We start from the raw sequence: 15,966 nt of genomic DNA on the forward strand, positions 1-15,966 counted from the left end.
GAGAGCGCACGACCGACCGGTCGCGGCACGGTTTTCTGTGCCCGGCCGGTCGGTCGTGCGTTCCGGATACCCTCGCTGGAGGCATCGTCGTAGCTGCGGAAGGAGGGGAAGTCGCGTGGCGCGCAGCCGCAGGATGACGGTCAGCACCGACGTTCAGGGACACACCGCCGGTTGGGCGGAGACCGACCTGGCGTCGGTCACCCCGCCCGCACCGGACCCGACCGCCGCCGCCTTCTTCGACGTCGACAACACGATGATGCAGGGCGCGTCGATCTACTGGTTCGCCCGGGGGCTCGCCGCCCGGAACTACTTCACGACCGCCGACCTGGCCCGCTTCGCCTGGCAGCAGCTCCGGTTCCGGTTGCTCGCCCGCGAGCACGCGGGCGACATGTCCCAGGCGAAGGAGGCCGCGCTGGCCTTCGTCGAGGGGTGGCGGGTCGACGACGTGGAACGCCTCTCGGAGGAGATCTTCGACGAGCTGATGGCCCCCCGGATCTGGGCCGGTACCCGCCAGCTCGCCCAACGCCACCTGGACGCCGGCCAGCGCGTGTGGCTGGTCAGCGCCGCCCCGGTCGAGATCGGCCGGGTGATCGCCGCCCGACTCGGCCTGACCGGTGCGATCGGCACGGTGGCCGAGGTGCGGGCCGGGGCGTACACCGGGCGGTTGGTGGGCGATCTCATGCACGGGCCGGCGAAGGCCGAGGCGGTCGCCCAGCTCGCCGCCGTGGAAGGGCTGGACCTGAGCCGCTGCGCGGCGTACAGCGACTCGGCCAACGACCTGCCGATGCTCTCCGCGGTGGGCCGGGCGGTCGCGGTCAACCCGGACGGCGCGCTGCTGCGGCAGGCCCGCCAGCGCGGCTGGGAGGTACGGGACTTCCGTACCGGCCGCCGAGCCGTCAAGATCGCCGTACCGTCGACGGCGGCGGCCGGGCTGGTCGCTGGCGCGGTCACCGCCGGCCTGGCCCTCCAGCGTCGCCGTCGCGCCGGCTGAGCGTCAGGGGCCGAACGGATCGGGTCGCCGTTCCAGCAGCGTGTGCAGGGTCTGCTGGATGGTCTCCCGCACCTGGTCGGCGAGGTTGAAGACGACCAGCGGATCGTCCGCCGAATCGGTCAGGTGGGCGGTGGGGATCGGCGGGCAGAACTCGATCAGCCACTTGCTGGGCAGCGGCACCATCCCCAGCGGCCCGAGCCACGGAAAGGTCGGCGTGACCGGGAAGTACGGGAGCTTGAGCAGTCGCGCGAGGGGTTTGATGTCGGCGAGCATCGGATAGATCTCCTCGCCGCCGACGATGGCGACCGGAACGATCGGGGTGCCGGTGCGCAGCGCGGCCGAGACGAAGCCGCCCCGACCGAACCGTTGCAGCTTGTACCGGTCCGCGTAGAGCTTGCCGATGCCCTTGAACCCCTCGGGGAACACGCCGACCAGGTCGCCACCGCCGAGTAGCCGCTCGGCGTCCGGGTTGCAGGCCACCGTGCCGCCGGTCTTGCGGGCGATCTCCGACACCACCGGCATCCGAAACACCAGGTCGGCGCCGAGCAGGCGCAGGTAGCGGCGGGCCGGATGCTTGTCGTGCAGGGCCGCCGACAGGATCAACGCGTCCAACGCCACGGTGCCGGAGTGGTTGCCGACCACCAGGGCGGGCCCGTCGCCGGGTACGTGCTCCACCCCGCTGACCTCGGTACGGAACCAGTCCCGGTAGAGCAGCCGCAGCAACGGGTGAAAGACCGCGTCCGTCAACTCCGGGTCGAAGCCGAACTCGTCGACCTCGTAGTCCCCGGCCAACCGTCGACGCAGGAACGCCAGGCCGTTGGCGACCCGGCGGTCCCACTGGTCCCCGGGCCGATCCGCCACCGCTGGCGCGGTGCCACCGCCGGAAGCCGGCGCGCTTGTGCCACCGCCGGAAGCCGGCAGGCTTGTGCCGCCGGGCGTCGGCGCGGTGCCACCGGAGGCGGGCGGGCTTCCGCTGGCCGGCTCGTCGGTGGCGCCGGTGTCGACCTCGTCGGCGGACGTACCCGCCGGGCCGTCGGTCGGCGTGTCGACCTCGTCAGCGGGTGTCGCGGTGGGCGCGAGCCGGGCCGCCGGGCGGTGGCCGTTGCGCCGCGCCGGCTCCGCGTCCGGCACGGGCGGAACCAGCGGTACGTCGAACCGCCCGATCCCCTGCGGGTCCTGCCCCTGCCCGGTCAAGATGTGCGCTCCCGAACCGCGGCACGGACCTGCCGGATGCCGTCCAGAACCAACTGTTCGGCGGCGGCCAACTGCCCCCGGCTGAGCACCGCCCTACCGTGGTGGGCGCGGATGAAGTCCTCGAACGCCTCGGCCGTGGAGCGCGGCGTGAAGCCGTACTCCTGCTCAAGGCGCGTGGTGTCGACGACCCGGCCGTGCACGAAGAGATCGACCTGGTCGAGGCCGTAGCGGCCGACCCCCATGGTGCGGGCCAGCGCCGCCGCGCCGGACAGCCCCGGCTCGAGCACCGGCACGGCCACCCGCCCGGCCCGCCGGATCGCCTGGGACAGCGACAGCACGCCCGGACCGGCGACGTTGTAGGTGCCCGGATGGTCTTCCACGATCGACCGGTGCAGCACCTCCAACGCGTCGTCGAAGTGCAGGAACTGCAGCCGGGGATCGCGGCCGAACACGGTCGGCACGAACGGCTGCGCGAAGTAGCGCGTCAGGGTCGTGTCGGCGGTCGAACCGATGAACGGGGCGAAACGCAGCACCGTCGCGGTCACGTCGGCCCGACGGCGACGGAAACCTCGGACGTACCCCTCGACGTCGAGGATGTCGCGGCCGAAACCGCCGCGCGGCACCTCGCGCGGCTCGGTCTCCTCGGTGAACACCGCCGGGTCGCGGAACGACACCCCGTACGCGGCGGTCGACGACCGGACCACGAGCTTGCGGAGGCGGGGCGCCCGCTGGCAGGCGGCGAGGAGCTGCATGGTCCCGATGACGTTCTGGTCCTTCATGGCCGACCGGCCACCGTGCTGCCGGTCGGGAGAGCTGACCAACGCGAGGTGGACCACCGCGTCGACGTCCAGATCGGCGAGGAGCCCACCGAGCGAAGCCGGGTCGACACGGATCCGCTCGACCCGGTCCAGCAGATCGGTGAACTCGGCGGCCGGCTCCGGCGCGTCCACACCGATGACCCGCTCGATACGCGGATCGGCGGCCAGTCGGGCCGCCACGTGGGCGCCCAGGTAACGACCGACCCCGGTCACGACGACGACCCCCGGAGCACCTGGGGTGCTACCGGGGGTCATCTGACGCACCTACCCCGACAGGCGGGATCGAGCCGGGACGACCACGGCCTGATCACCTGAGCCTCCGGAGGTCGACAGTTTGGCAAGCGACGCTGCCGGGCAGAGCCCGGCGCCGGTCACTTGCCGAGACGGCGACGCTGGACGCGGGTCTTACGCAGCAGCTTGCGGTGCTTCTTCTTAGCCATGCGCTTACGGCGCTTCTTGACCACCGAGCCCATACGACAGCCTTTCGATACAACGTGCGGGGCGGACCGGATGACACCACGCAGGTGACGACGGAGACCGCATGCGGACAACGGACCGGACCAGTCTGGGCGGCGGGGCGCACCGGCAGGGTCTCGGTCGCGCTCCAGGGTAGCCGCAGAGCCTCAGCAGGACCAACGCGCCCCCGTCCATGACGCCTAGGGGGCGCTCAATCGGCCGTCCGGTGGCTCAGGCGGTTTCCTGAAAGGCGCCTCGCAGGTATTCGTGCACCGCGTGCTCGGGCACCCGGAACGACCGGCCCACCCGGACCGCGGTCAGCTCACCGCTGTGCACGAGGCGATAGACCGTCATCTTCGACACCCGCATGACCGTCGCCACCTCCGCGACGGTCAGGAACTTGACCTCCGACAGCCGTCCGTCGGACTGCGACCCGGCCATGGCTCACCGACCCATCCCATGCCCGGCGCGGGCCAACCCGACGGATGCTCCGGGCCGGGCGGCGACGCGCGTGTTACCAGTACGGTAGCGGGGCGGCTGTGACCGGCGCGATCCCTTCGTACAACTGATCATGTTTCGGTGGTCGGTTCACCCGATCCGGCCGGCCGTTATCTCCCCGGCTGCGTCCGTCGTCCGGTTGCTCACTCGGCGCGCAGCGCCACCACGGTTGCTCACTCGGCGCGCAGCGCCACCACGGTTGCTCACTCGGCGCGCAGCGCCACCACGGTTGCTCACTCGGCGCGCAGCGCCACCACCGGGTCGAGCCGGCCGGCGCGCTGCGCGGGAACCACGCCGAAGACGATCCCCACCGCCGCCGACACACCGAAGGCCAGCGCCAGCGACCACCACGTGATCGCGGCGGGGATCGGTGACAACGCGTCCACCAGCAGGGCGGTACCCACGCCCAGCGCCATCCCGGTCAGCCCGCCGATGGTGGTGAGCAGCACCGCCTCCAGCAGGAACTGCACGCCGATGTCGCGGGGTCGGGCGCCGACGGCCTTGCGCAGCCCGATCTCCCGGGTCCGCTCGCGGACGCTGACCAGCATGATGTTGGAGACGCCGACGCCGCCGACGAGCAGCGAGATGCCGGCGATGGCGGCGAGCACACCGGTGAGTACGCCGAGGATGTCGCCGAGCACACCGAGGATCTGCTGCTGCGTGACCGCGCTGAACTCGGTGTCCGGGTGCCGGCGGTTCAGCTCCGCGACGATGCGTTCGCCCAGCTCGTCGATCCGTTCCCGGTCGGGCGCCTTGACGGCGATGCCGTCCACCCGCTGGGTGCCCCAGAGGCGCTGCGCGGCGGTCACCGGTACGTGCACCTCGTCGTCCCGGTCGACGCCGAGACTCTGCCCGAGGGGCGCGAACACGCCGATGACCCGGAACCGTACGCCGGCGAGGGTCACCTGCTGGCCCAGCGGATCGCGGTCGGGGAACAACGCGCGGGCCACCGAGTCGCCGAGCACCGCGACCCGCCGGCTGGTGTCCACGTCCGTGCCGGTGAGATAGCGGCCCCGGGCCAACGAGCGGGTGAACACCGTCGGCGTGGTCTCCAGCACGCCCTGGACGGTGGTGAAGTCCGAGCGCGCGCCGGCCCGCGCGGTCGCCCCCGAGGCGACGGTGACCGCGACCCGCTGGGGATCGCCGACGACGCGGGAGACCGCCTCGGCGTCCTTGAGCGTCAACGGCGAGACCACCGGCGCGGTGCCCACCTCGATCTTGCCGGGGACCACCAGCAGCAGGTTGGAGCCGAGCCCCTCGACCTGCTGCTCCACCTTCTGCTTCGTGCCGGTGCCGATGGCGACCAGCAACACCACCGACGCGACACCGATGATCACGCCGAGCATGGTGAGCGAGCTGCGCAGCCGATTGGCGCGCAACGCGTCCAGCGCGACCCGCCACGCCTCGGCGACCCTCACGCCGCACCGTCCTCGGGCTCGTCGCGGTTTGGGCCGGGGTCGAGCGGAAGGCGTCCGGTGGCTCCGGCGGCGCCACCGGAGCCACCGGACGGGTGCCCCGGGCCGTTTCCGGACACGGACCGGGGCTCCGCGCTGGGAGCGGGCACCAGTGTCTCAGGTCGACCGTGATCGACGGACGGCGGTCGATCATGAAGGACGTCGGCGCTGTCCGCCACCACCACACCGTCGCGCATGGTGATCCGGCGGGCGGCCCGCGCCGCCACCTCCTGGTCGTGGGTGACCATCACCAGCGCCACCCCGGACTCCGCGTTCAACCGCTCCAACAGTTCCAGGACGGCCGCGCCGGTCACACTGTCCAGGTTGCCGGTCGGCTCGTCGGCCAGCAGCACCGTCGGCTCGGTGACCAGCGCGCGGGCGATGGCGACCCGCTGCTGCTCGCCACCGGACATCTGGTTGGGCCGGTGGTCCAGCCGGTGCCCGAGACCGACCCGGCCCAGCATCGCCGCCGCCCGCTCCCGGCGCTGCCGGGCCGACACCCCCCGATAGACCAGCGGCAACGCCACGTTCTCCACCGCCGACGTACGCGGCAGCAGGTGGAACGCCTGGAACACGAAGCCGATCGTCTCGTTGCGCAGGGCGGCCATCTCCGGCGGCGAGAGGGTGTTGACGTCCCGCCCGCCGATCACCAACCGTCCACCGGTCGGCCGGTCGAGACCGCCCAGCAGGTGCATGAGCGTGGACTTGCCGGAGCCGGACGGCCCCACCAGCGCCACGTAGTCCCCCGGCTGCACGGTCAGCGAGACCCCGCGCAGCGCCTCGACCGACACCCCGTCGAGCTGGTACGTGCGCGACACGTCCACCGCCTCGATTGCCGGCGGGGTGTCGCTCACCGCACCTCCTGACCGTCGCGCACCTGGTCGGTGCCGCGCACCACGATGCGGTCGCCGGCCTGGACGCCGTTGAGGATCTGCACCAGGTCGGACCCCTGGACGCCCACGGTCACCGGCGCGCGGTCGGCCTTTCCGTCGCGGACCACCCACACGGCGTCCCGACCGTCGGCGGAGAAGACGGCCGAGGCGGGGACGGTCACCGCGTCGGCCGCCTCCCGTACGCGCAGGTGCACGATCGCGTTCATGCCGGGACGGGGCGTGGGGGCGGGCTCGTCCTCGGCCAGCTTTCCCGCGCCCAGCGCGAGGCGTACCCGATAGGTGACCCCGCCCTGCGCGGAGCTGGTGGGGAGCACGTCGACCGAGCGGACCGTGGCGTCGTAGCTGGCTCCGGTCACGGCGTCCAGCTCGACGGTGGCGGTCACGCCGGGCTTGACCAGCAGCACGTCGGTCTCGTCGACGTCGGCGAGCAGTCCGAGCTGCCCGGTGTCCACGATGGTCAGCACGGGCGTGCCGGCGGTGACCTGACCGCCGACCACGACGGCGTCGTCGACGCCGGCCGGCGGGCCGCCCTGCGCCGGTGACAGGGCCGACGGGTCGATCCCGGCCCCACCGGCCTGTTCCAACAGCCCGGCCAGGCCGCCGCTCGGGCCACCGCCGGCCCGGGTGCCGCCCGGCTGCACCACCCCGCCGATGGGGGCGCGCAGGGTCAACGCGTCGACGGTCGCCTTGGCCAGGTCGTACGCCTGCTGGGCCTGTAGCCGTTGCGCCGCGGACAGCGAGCCGACGGCGGAGTTCAACCCGCTGATCCCCCGCTGCACCGCGCGGACGGCCTCGTCGGCGCTCTGCGCGGCGGCGGCGTACTGCCGCTGGGCGGACGTCACCTGGGCCAGCAGCGCGTCCCGCAACTGCTGGTCGGCAATCTTCTCGGCGGCCTTGCGAGCGGCGTCGAACGCCTCGTCGGCGGCCTTGTCGGTGCCCCGCCGGCTGCTGGTCAGGTTGCCGGTGGAGACACCCCGGCCGGCGCGCTTCGCGGCGTCCAGCGCCTCCTTCGCCTGGCGCAGCCGGGCCTGGGCCGACGGGGACGCGACCACCGCGAGCACCTGACCGCGCTTCACCCGCTGTCCAGGCTGGACCCGCAGGCTGGCCAGGGTGCCGCCGGCGGGCGAGGTGAGGCTGGCGGCGGCGCGGGCCGTCACCGTCGCCGGAGCGTCGATCACCTCGCTGACCGGGCTACGGGCGGCCGCGGCGAGCGCGACCGGCGGTTGGTCGTCACCGCAGGACGCGGCGGTGGTGGCGGTGAGGACGGCGACGGCGGTCAGGGCGATGAGCAGGCGGGGCCGCGTGGCGCTTGCGGGCCTCGGCAGGTCGGGGCTGCGCATCCACTCATCCTATGGGGCTGGCCGTGGCAACCTTAGCGGCCGAGCAGCAGGTGCAGCCGACTCAACTGACTGAGGCTCTGGCTTCGAAATCGACCGCCGTACCGATCGAAATGAAGGGGCAGCGCCAGCCATGTTCAACAGGCGCTCAGACGTTACAGTCCGTCACTATAGCAATGTCCATGTATATCAATGATCCGTTGACATCAACGTCGACAGCAACCGACGCAGACGCCGTCAACCACCGGCACACGTTCGCGGCAAACGCCAGCCCGGCCACCTTCGCGCTGACTACCAGATCATGTTACGAGCGGGTGCATCAACAACGCTGGAGAAGCCTGCCCTTGATCTTGGAAATCGCGTCAGATGGAGGACCAGACTTTGTGAAATCCCCTCCTTAAAACTCACCCCACGCCGATTGAGCGCTAGATCCAACTGTGAATGCCCTGGCTTCCGTTTCGTCAAATATTGCCACCAGGCCATCTGGCAGATACCCGAGGTCATCACCACTCATTTCGCCGAGCGCGACGACAGCCGACCGACCATGGGAAAAGTCGAAGCGCATTGACCAAAGCGCTTCCGGGCATCCTTCGTTAGGAACGTGAAAAGCGCCCACTATATTCGCGATTGTCTCTCCAAGCAACGGCCGCCACTCCGGCGTTGCGCTTACGTCGAGGAAGTCGACGCCGCCAAACTCCCCGGCAAGAGAATCCGTCAAGAGACCAACGCCCAGCCCTTCGTTTAGCCCTTGCATTTCCCAGCGCACCACGAGTGACCCTCCCCCCTCCAGGGAGAACTTGAGCGCCATGTCAATCTCATGAACAGTGTCGTGACGATGCCCATTCGGCCACTCGCCACCAGATACAGGCTGATAGCCGACGGCCGAAACATTTTGGCCGACCACCTTTGCAGCGAGCACATCGAAAGCTCTTGGCTGCCCAGCAGCAAGATCCCACGGGAGGATGATCTTGTCCATTAATACCGCCCAAAGTATTGGAATGCGCCATTCTGATCAAAGGTAGCACCAAAACCTCGCTGGCCTGTTGGCCCCGGCATTGTGTACCTCGTCCCGCCCCGAAAACCTCCGCTAGTGACTGGAGAGCTTGTCGTCGCCGGGTTTGTCAGAATGTCGTCCAAGAGATTCTGGCCTGCCTCATCCAACTGCGCACCAGGAACGGCATCCAATTCACCACGATCCATGTGCTTTTGATACGCCCGACCTGCCGCCGTCCTACCACCCTTAGCGGCCCGCTGCCCGCTTTGCGACAGCGCAGTCAGGTCCGGAGTGCATGGTCCTGTGTTGTGCACGAGGACCGGGGTTTTGCCGGCGAGCACATAGTACGTGTGGATGCCATCAACGGTTAGGTTGTAAGCGAGGGCGGCGTGGACAGTGTCGGGGCGGAGGCCCACCGCCAATCGGGTTCGGCCGTCCGATGACAACACGAGGTCGCCCGCGTCGAGCTCGTCAGCCCGCTGCCACTCCCGGTCTGTCTGGTTCCAGAACGGATGATCCTCGGTCGTGGTGATCACCGCGCCAACCAGCTGGAGCTCGATGAGATCGTCCTGGTGGACCCAGACATGAGTGATGACTCGGGGACCCTGCTCACCGGTCTCCGGGTCCGCCGCCATCACCTCGTCTCCGGCCTCCAACTCATCCAGTCGCTTGGTGGCGCCATCGGCCATCAGGACTTCGGTTTCACCGCTGAAGCTCATGCAGCCGCAGTTACAGCCACCGCCGCGACCAGGACGCCCACCCTGTAGTCCCGTACGGGCCGCGGCGTTGGCCGCGCCGATCGCACCGCTCTGGAACATCTCGTCTGCTGGCAAGGTCGCTGCCAAGATGTCGACGTACGGGCTGTAGAGCTGCTCGATCCACTCCTGGCAGCCGCCCGGCCGTCCCATGTCGTGGCAGATGTTCATGGCGAGCGCGCGCTCGTCCTGCGCCTCGAGTAGGTCGTTGCTGAAGGCCGACGCCGAAAGCCACTCGGCACGCTGATCGTTCCACCGGCGGGCGAACTCCTCCAGCGGCACCGTTTCGGGCACCACGATCACTTTTCCGAGGACTCGGGGATGCTCCCGCTTCCGGTCCCTGGTGCTCGTCTTGCCGTTCGCGTCGCCCCACGCGATGTTCGCCTCAGTGCCGCAGCCACCCGGGCAGCCGCCGGCACCCCGACCGTCGCCCTCCTTCAGCGGACGCGGGTCGTAACCGCGGCAGTCGTACTCCCGGCAGTCGGCGGGGATCAGACCGTCCGGGTCGCTCATCGTGACCGGGGAGTTGTTGGCGTAGGAGTAACCATTCCACTGCTGCGGATCGGCCGGGTCCTGCAACGGGTCCACCGAGACGAACCGACCAATTGTCGGGTCGTAGTTGCGGGCGCTGACCTGGGTCAGGCCGGTGTTCGTGTTGAGTGGCTGGTTGAGGAAGCCGCGGTTGTCCGGTGCCGTGACGGTGGAGCCGCGCGGCGCGCCGTACGGGGTGTACTGCCGCCAGGTCGGCACCTGGGCCGTGTTGTTCAGGTAGAGGCTGGGCGTGCCCTGGTGGTCGGGGATGGTGAACCCGTACGCGTTGCCACTACCCGTGCGGTAGGCCATCGCGCCGCTCGGCAGCGGGTAGTAGCGGGTGCCGCTGAGCGCCTGGGTATTGGTGTTGAGGGTGATCTGCTGACCGGGCAGGTAGAGGGTGGTGACCCCCGGGTCCTTCTGGATCAGCAGGTTGCCGTCGGCGTCGTACAGGAAAGAGCTGTTGCCGTCCGTGCCGCCGGTCACCGACGCCAACTCACCCGCGTCGTCCCAGTTCAGGGTCTGGGTGCCCTGTCCGGCCTTGCGGGTGGTCATGTTGCCCGCGTCGTCGTAGCCGTACGACGTGCTGCCGGTGAGCCCACCGGTGGTGGTGGTGCTCGTCAACGTGTGCGGCTGGCCCTTGGCGTTGCCGTCGTAGGTGTAGCCGGTGGTGGTGTCGTTACCCCCGGTCAGTGAGTACTGGGTCTGGCTGCTCCGGTTGCCGAGCGGGTCGACGCTCCACTCGGTCCAGTAGGCGCTGGTGGCGCCGATGCCGCTGCCGACCATGGCCCGGTTACCGACGGTCGGCGCGACGGCGCAACCGTCGGTCGCCGTCCACGCCTTGGTGAGCCGCCGCAGTGCGTCGTACCGGTAGCACTCCGTCTCGGAGACCGTCGTCGGCTCGTAACGGGTGTTGACCGTCTTCGTGATGTTGCCGTACGTGTCGTACTCGTAGCTCTGCTTGTCGACGTCCGTGGTCGTGGTCGTCGTCTTGGTCACCAGTTGCTGATTCAGCCGCCCGTTGTGATCGTCGTAGATGTTGACGATGGAGGCCACGCTCGGCGGGAGGCCGACCACGTTGCGGGTGATCCGACCCCAGGCGTCGTAGTCCGCGGACGCGCTGTAGCCGGCCAGCCCCGCGGTGACGGTCGGCAGGTCCAGGATTCCGCTGTAGCTACGGATAACGGTTTCGGCAGGCAGGTTGCCGCGCGCCGGATAGGTGTCGGTGAGGGGGATTCCGATCGTTGCCGAGTAGGTGTGCCCGAACGCGTACGTGTTGCCGAGCGCCCCCTCGACGGCGGGAATGGTGATCGTCTCGCCCTTCGAGTTGCCGAAGGAGTCGAAGTTGATCCACTGGGTGCTGTACTCGGCGCCGTTGCGGAAGGCGGTCGCGGTGGTCAGCTTGCCGATCGCGTTCGTGATCGACGCCGCGTTGTTGTCGTTGTCGTACACCCAGGCGGCCAGCTTGTTGCTGGCCGACTGCGCCGACGTCGGCGCGGCGAAGCTCGCCGTGCGACGGTTGATCTTGTCGAAGGTGGCCGAGGTGGTCTTGCCACGGCCGTCCGTCGACTCGATGACGTTGCCGGCGCCGTCATAGCGCATGCTGCTGGTGCCGGCGTCCGGGTCGTCCTTGCCGATCACCCGACCCAGCAGGTTGTACGTGGTGGTCCACACGTTGCCGGCACTGTCGGTCAGGGTCGACTGGTTGCCGTGGCCGTCGTACCCGTAGCTGCTGTCTACCGTGGTACCGCCGGTCAAGCGGTACAGGCCGGTGAAGGAGTTACTCGGCGACACCAGCGCCGGCGCGGCCGTGTACTGGAGTTGCTTCTCCAGCCGGCCCATCGGGTCGTTGACGGTCGCGGTGACGGTGCCGCCGGTCGGCGGGATGACCGTCGTGCGGTCCCCGTTGTACACGGTCCTGGTCGACGATTTCACCACGCCGTCGCGTGCGCTCTCGGCCAGGATGACCCGGCCGAGCCCGTCGTAGGTGTTGTAGGTCTGGTTCAGGGCCTTCTTGACCAACGAGTCCGTGTACGACGGCGTGGTGTTCGGCCCGGTGGAGGCGTCCCACCAGCCGTTGTAGGTCGCCCGCACCCAACCCCGACTGTCGTAGAACGAGTCGGAGATCATCCGACCACCCGGGTTCGTGTCCGACTGGGTCTGCCGCACCCGGTAGAGGGCGTCGTAGATGGTGGTCGAGGTCCGGTACGAGTTGTTCTTGTTGAGGGTTTCGGTCGTCGTGGCGGTCACCCCGGTGTTCGACACCGCGTAGCTGTGCTTCACGTTCGCCAGCGCGCTCGTGGGCCGGGACGCCAGCCAGACCGCCGTCAACCGACCGAGCGCGTCGTACTGGGTGCTGGTGACCACCCCGTTGGCGTCGGTGCTGCTCGTGGGCAGATTGCGCAGCGTGGTGATGGTCGTGGAGGTGGCGTGACCCTCCGCGTTCTCCAACTTCATGCCGGTGGTCAGACCGGCCGTGTTGTCGGTGTAGGTGGTGATGGTCTTGTTGCCGTTACCGTCCCAGCTTCCGGTCACCCGCCCGTACGCGTCGAACTCGGCCTTGTCGGTGGTCTGGTAGACGTACGCACCGGAGACCCAGTCGGACGCCTTGCGAACCATCGTGACGTTGCCCCGCGTCGGGGCGGCCTGCGGAAACGCCTCCGCGAACTGCGTGTCGTCGTAGTAGGTCCGAACGTGCGAGACGACCTGCGCCGGCCGGCTGACCGTGGTCGGGGCGGCCAGCGTGTTGGTGCTGCCCGGCACCGAGGCCGGCGAGCCGGCGCGGAAGCCGGCGCAGGCCACCGACACCGTCTCGATCTGGCTGGTCAGGCCGACCAGGTTGAGACCGGTGTTGGCCGCGGCGTACGTCGTGCTCGTACACCGGTCGTAGGTGGGATTCGCCGGCACAGTGTGGTCGTACGAGTGTTGCAACAGCCCGAAGGTCGGCGAGCTGATCGACGAGTCGTACGACATGTCGGACTGGCTGTACCGCCAGGTGGTGCTGGCGCCGGAGGTGACGGCCTGCCGCCGCCACGTCTGCACCGGCGCGGTGAACGTCGCGGTCAGGTCCGGGAGTCCGGTGCGGCTCCGGGTCGCGGTCGCGTCCGAAACCCAGTACGAGGTGACCGTCGAGCTGTCGACCGGGCCGCCGTCGCCCAGGTACGAGGTGGTCTCCAGAGCACGACCAGCGAGCTGGTCGACGTCCTCGTGGACCCCTCCCGCGCTGTCGGTGACGGTGGCGACCGCGGTGCTGTTGTTCTTGCTCATGCCCCGGTAGTAGGTGGTCTCGGCCAACGTGCGGGGGTCGTTCACGCCGTCACCGTTGCGTACCCGGACCTTGCCGTACCCACGGAACTGGCCGTAGGTGCGGTACTTGGCCTTGACCACCTCGTTGTCGTCGTAGTGCCAGGCAGCGCCGTCGAGGTATTGGTAACTGGTGGAGGTGGCTGGCGCACCGCCGGTCGGGTCGGTCGAGGTGACCCGGGTGACGGCGTACTTGTTGAACCAGTCGCGGATCTGGTCCGGCAACCCCTCCGGGGTCCAGTAGACCGGGTAGCAGGACTTGGTGTTGGTGGCGGGACTGATCGTCACCGGCGTCGTGCAGGGTTCGGGCAGCTCGTAGCTGGGCGAGACGACCGAGCCGGTCTCGGTGGTGATCGTCGCGATGCGCTGCCGGTAGAACGAGGGGTAGCCGCTCCTGACCTCCACGCGGTTGGGGAGCTTAATGCCGGTGAACGACACCGAGGGCAGGGTGATGGCGCTGGTCGAGCCGCCGGAGGTGGTGTCACGCCCGGTACGGGTGATCGACGTCAGCCACAGCGTCGGCGCGGTGCCGTCACCTGTCGCCGGCATCGTGTGCGCGAGGGCGTAGGAATCGACCTTCTTGTACGGAGTGGTGCTGGTGTCGTACTGCTGGGTCTCGATCGAGGCCAACCGCACGGTGGAGAAGAAGGACGGGCTCCACGCCTTGCAGTCGGTGCCGGAGTTGCAGACGAGGTCGAACGGAACGTCCGGCCAGTTCGCCTTGTTCGCCTCGTTCAACGGCTTGCAGGTGCCCGACAGGCAACGGTCGTCGGTGTTGAACACCACCTGGTTGGGGACGATGCCGTACGCGCCGTTGTCACGGAAGCCGTAGTCGATCCGGGCCAGGTTGCTGTCCCGGATGTACATCACGTCCGTGGCGCCCTCGTTGCGCCCGTAGTAGTTGGTGGCCTGGTTGTAGTAGTAGGCCATCGCGTTGCCGTGGACGTCCTTGACGTAGTCGAGGTTCCACCGGTACGCCATCGTGCAGACCGACGAGCTGAAGCCTGCCGAGTCGTAACAGGGGTCGCCGGAGTGCGCCGAGTAGACCGGGACGTAGTCGACCGACTTGGTCTCGGGCTTGTTGGTGGTCCACCCGGGCAGGCGGTTGCGGCCGAACTCGTAGACCGTGCCGTCCCGTTCGGTCACCCGCCAGTAGTCGGTGTCCTCGGTACCGCTGCCGTTGCCCGAGTTCATTACCCGGGTGACCACGGCACCGGTGTCGTTCTGCACCTTCCAGGTGTCCTTGGCGGAGTCCCAGATGAGCGAACTCGACGATCCGTTCAACGCGATGGTGAGGATCGGGCCGGCGTAGCACCGGTCGTTCGTCTTGACCGGCGACGGGCTGCCACCCGGGTCGTCCGAGCAGGAGACGAAGGTCTGCTCGACGTACGACTTCGGGGTGGTCCAACCGTCGCCGACCCACGACGCCTGCGCGTTGGTGGCCACGGTCTGGCCGTCGACACTTGCGGAGTCGTAGGAGAGAGCCAGTTGCGGCACGAGCTTCGACCGGGTCGGCGGCACGGTCAACGGGTACGAGTAGGTGAAGGAGCCGGTACTGCCACCCGCGCTCCACGAGCCGGACGGCTTCAGGTCGGTCGCCGCGTATGTGCCGCCCGTGCCGCCCTGCTCGCCAACACCGGCGACGGCGGCGAGGACCATCGCCGGGGCGGCCGAGCGACTGTCGCCGCCGACAGTCGTCAGCGGCACCTCGGCCGACACCGACTTGGCCGCCTGATCGTTCGTGGAAGGCACCCGGGTCGGCGTCCGGCAGGCGGCGAGCGAGGGCGTGGTGAGCGCACACGCCGGCAGTTGCACGAGCCGAAGACGGGACCCGTAGTTGCCGCCGTACGCCTCGGTGAACTCGGCATAGTCGACGCCGACATGCACGGAGCCGCTGGCGCGTTCACTGTCCGTCGGAGTCAGCGACAGCAATACGCCGTCCACGCCGGCGGCCTCGGTGGTCGCCCGGTCCGCGATCTGGACCCGCATCTGCCGGGGTCCGGCGTAACGACCACCCTTCGCGACCGGCGCCACCCAGACCGGGGTGCCCGCGGCACGGGTGCTCCCCGGTGCCGCGGTGCGGGTCGCCGAAGCCGAGCCGACCAGCTCCACCGTGGCCGACGCGGCCTTCGGCCATGCCGTCCGCGACGGTCGATGGGTCGACTTCGCCTGGTCAGGTGGGGTAACGAAGTGCGTGGGCAACGGCTTGACGCCGGTCACGGATCGCCCGGGCGACATGGGCGGCAGCTTGGACAGGCCGCCGTCATCGGGCTTCGCGACCGCTGGCGTCCCGGTCAGCAGGCTGGCCATCAGCGACGTCGCCGCAGTAAGCGCCACCAGACGTCTGGGCCCTGTGACCAAACGTAATCCCCCGTGCCCGACCATTGCACCCTCACCTCTGCGAGATCCGGAAAAACACGCAGGGTGTTACGTCGCGCACCCCCGTGGCGCGATCAATGTTTCACGTCGGCTCCGCACCAATGGTCACAGGAAGATAACGAATGACCGAGGTCGGACCGGCAAATCCAACGCAGTGAGTTCCAAAGGGGCATCTCTGCGTGACACACGTCGTTCCGCGCAGGCGGCCAGGCTGGTTCACTGCTGCCGCCCACCCGGACGTACCCACGTCCGCCGGACGACGAACTCGACCGGGATCCTCTGGATGCACCCGGGAGCCTCCAATGGTTCCCTCGCTCCTCGGGTCTCGCTCGCCACCGACTGGTGAACAACAGCGGCGGGTCG

General features: G+C 69.3%; 10 protein-coding genes. 1 reads left to right on the top strand and 9 read right to left on the bottom strand.

The window, feature by feature from the left end; genetic code table 11:
- The first annotated feature begins 115 nt into the window (after positions 1–115).
- Positions 116–991, top strand: a complete 876-nt coding sequence (locus ACIBTX_RS11765) for an HAD family hydrolase (RefSeq protein WP_396832423.1) — start codon at positions 116–118, stop codon at positions 989–991.
- A 3-nt stretch (positions 992–994) separates the two neighbouring features.
- On the opposite strand, the gene ACIBTX_RS11770 is transcribed toward ACIBTX_RS11765, so the two are convergent.
- From ACIBTX_RS11770 to ACIBTX_RS11810, 9 genes are all read right to left on the bottom strand, one after another.
- The gene (locus ACIBTX_RS11770) at positions 995–1,852 is read right to left on the bottom strand and encodes a lysophospholipid acyltransferase family protein (RefSeq protein ID WP_357129258.1); all 858 of its coding nucleotides are present in this window, start codon (positions 1,850–1,852) and stop codon (positions 995–997) included.
- Positions 1,853–2,181: 329 nt separating this feature from the next.
- Complete coding sequence (locus ACIBTX_RS11775) at positions 2,182–3,258, bottom strand: NAD-dependent epimerase/dehydratase family protein (protein ID WP_357129173.1); 1,077 nt, start codon at positions 3,256–3,258, stop codon at positions 2,182–2,184.
- 116 nt (positions 3,259–3,374) lie between these two features.
- Positions 3,375–3,476 (bottom strand): 30S ribosomal protein bS22, encoded by a 102-nt coding sequence (locus tag ACIBTX_RS11780; protein WP_007465623.1) that lies wholly within the window; start codon positions 3,474–3,476, stop codon positions 3,375–3,377.
- 214 nt (positions 3,477–3,690) lie between these two features.
- Positions 3,691–3,900: a helix-turn-helix domain-containing protein gene (locus ACIBTX_RS11785; protein WP_007465625.1), complete on the bottom strand. Its 210-nt coding sequence runs from the start codon at positions 3,898–3,900 to the stop codon at positions 3,691–3,693.
- Positions 3,901–4,190: 290 nt separating this feature from the next.
- A complete protein-coding gene (locus ACIBTX_RS11790; RefSeq protein ID WP_357129170.1) occupies positions 4,191–5,375 on the bottom strand; it encodes an ABC transporter permease in 1,185 nt (394 codons plus the stop codon).
- On the bottom strand, positions 5,372–6,265 hold the full coding sequence (locus ACIBTX_RS11795) for an ABC transporter ATP-binding protein (RefSeq protein WP_357129167.1): 894 nt from the start codon (positions 6,263–6,265) through the stop codon (positions 5,372–5,374). Before ACIBTX_RS11795 ends, ACIBTX_RS11790 begins: the two co-directional genes overlap by 4 nt.
- Positions 6,262–7,644, bottom strand: a complete 1,383-nt coding sequence (locus ACIBTX_RS11800) for an efflux RND transporter periplasmic adaptor subunit (protein WP_363660105.1) — start codon at positions 7,642–7,644, stop codon at positions 6,262–6,264. The genes ACIBTX_RS11795 and ACIBTX_RS11800 overlap by 4 nt, the downstream gene beginning before the upstream one ends.
- Positions 7,645–8,038: 394 nt before the next feature.
- Positions 8,039–8,617, bottom strand: coding sequence for a hypothetical protein (locus ACIBTX_RS11805; protein ID WP_357129161.1), 579 nt, complete (start codon positions 8,615–8,617; stop codon positions 8,039–8,041).
- Entirely contained in the window at positions 8,617–15,561 is a 6,945-nt protein-coding gene (locus tag ACIBTX_RS11810) for an RHS repeat-associated core domain-containing protein (RefSeq protein ID WP_396832424.1), read from the bottom strand. Before ACIBTX_RS11810 ends, ACIBTX_RS11805 begins: the two co-directional genes overlap by 1 nt.
- Positions 15,562–15,966 lie beyond the last annotated feature (405 nt).

It is taken from the genome of Micromonospora sp. NPDC049359 (assembly GCF_044466585.1).
Lineage (GTDB): Bacteria > Actinomycetota > Actinomycetes > Mycobacteriales > Micromonosporaceae > Micromonospora.

Excerpts from the sequence above, each read along its gene's own strand:
- ACIBTX_RS11805 (WP_357129161.1), bottom strand. The coding sequence starts at position 8,617 with ATGGACAAGATCATCCTCCCGTGGGATCTTGCTGCTGGGCAGCCAAGA.
- ACIBTX_RS11785 (WP_007465625.1), bottom strand. The coding sequence starts at position 3,900 with ATGGCCGGGTCGCAGTCCGACGGACGGCTGTCGGAGGTCAAGTTCCTG.
- ACIBTX_RS11800 (WP_363660105.1), bottom strand. The coding sequence starts at position 7,644 with ATGCGCAGCCCCGACCTGCCGAGGCCCGCAAGCGCCACGCGGCCCCGC.
- ACIBTX_RS11780 (WP_007465623.1), bottom strand. The coding sequence starts at position 3,476 with ATGGGCTCGGTGGTCAAGAAGCGCCGTAAGCGCATGGCTAAGAAGAAG.
- ACIBTX_RS11775 (WP_357129173.1), bottom strand. The coding sequence starts at position 3,258 with ATGACCCCCGGTAGCACCCCAGGTGCTCCGGGGGTCGTCGTCGTGACC.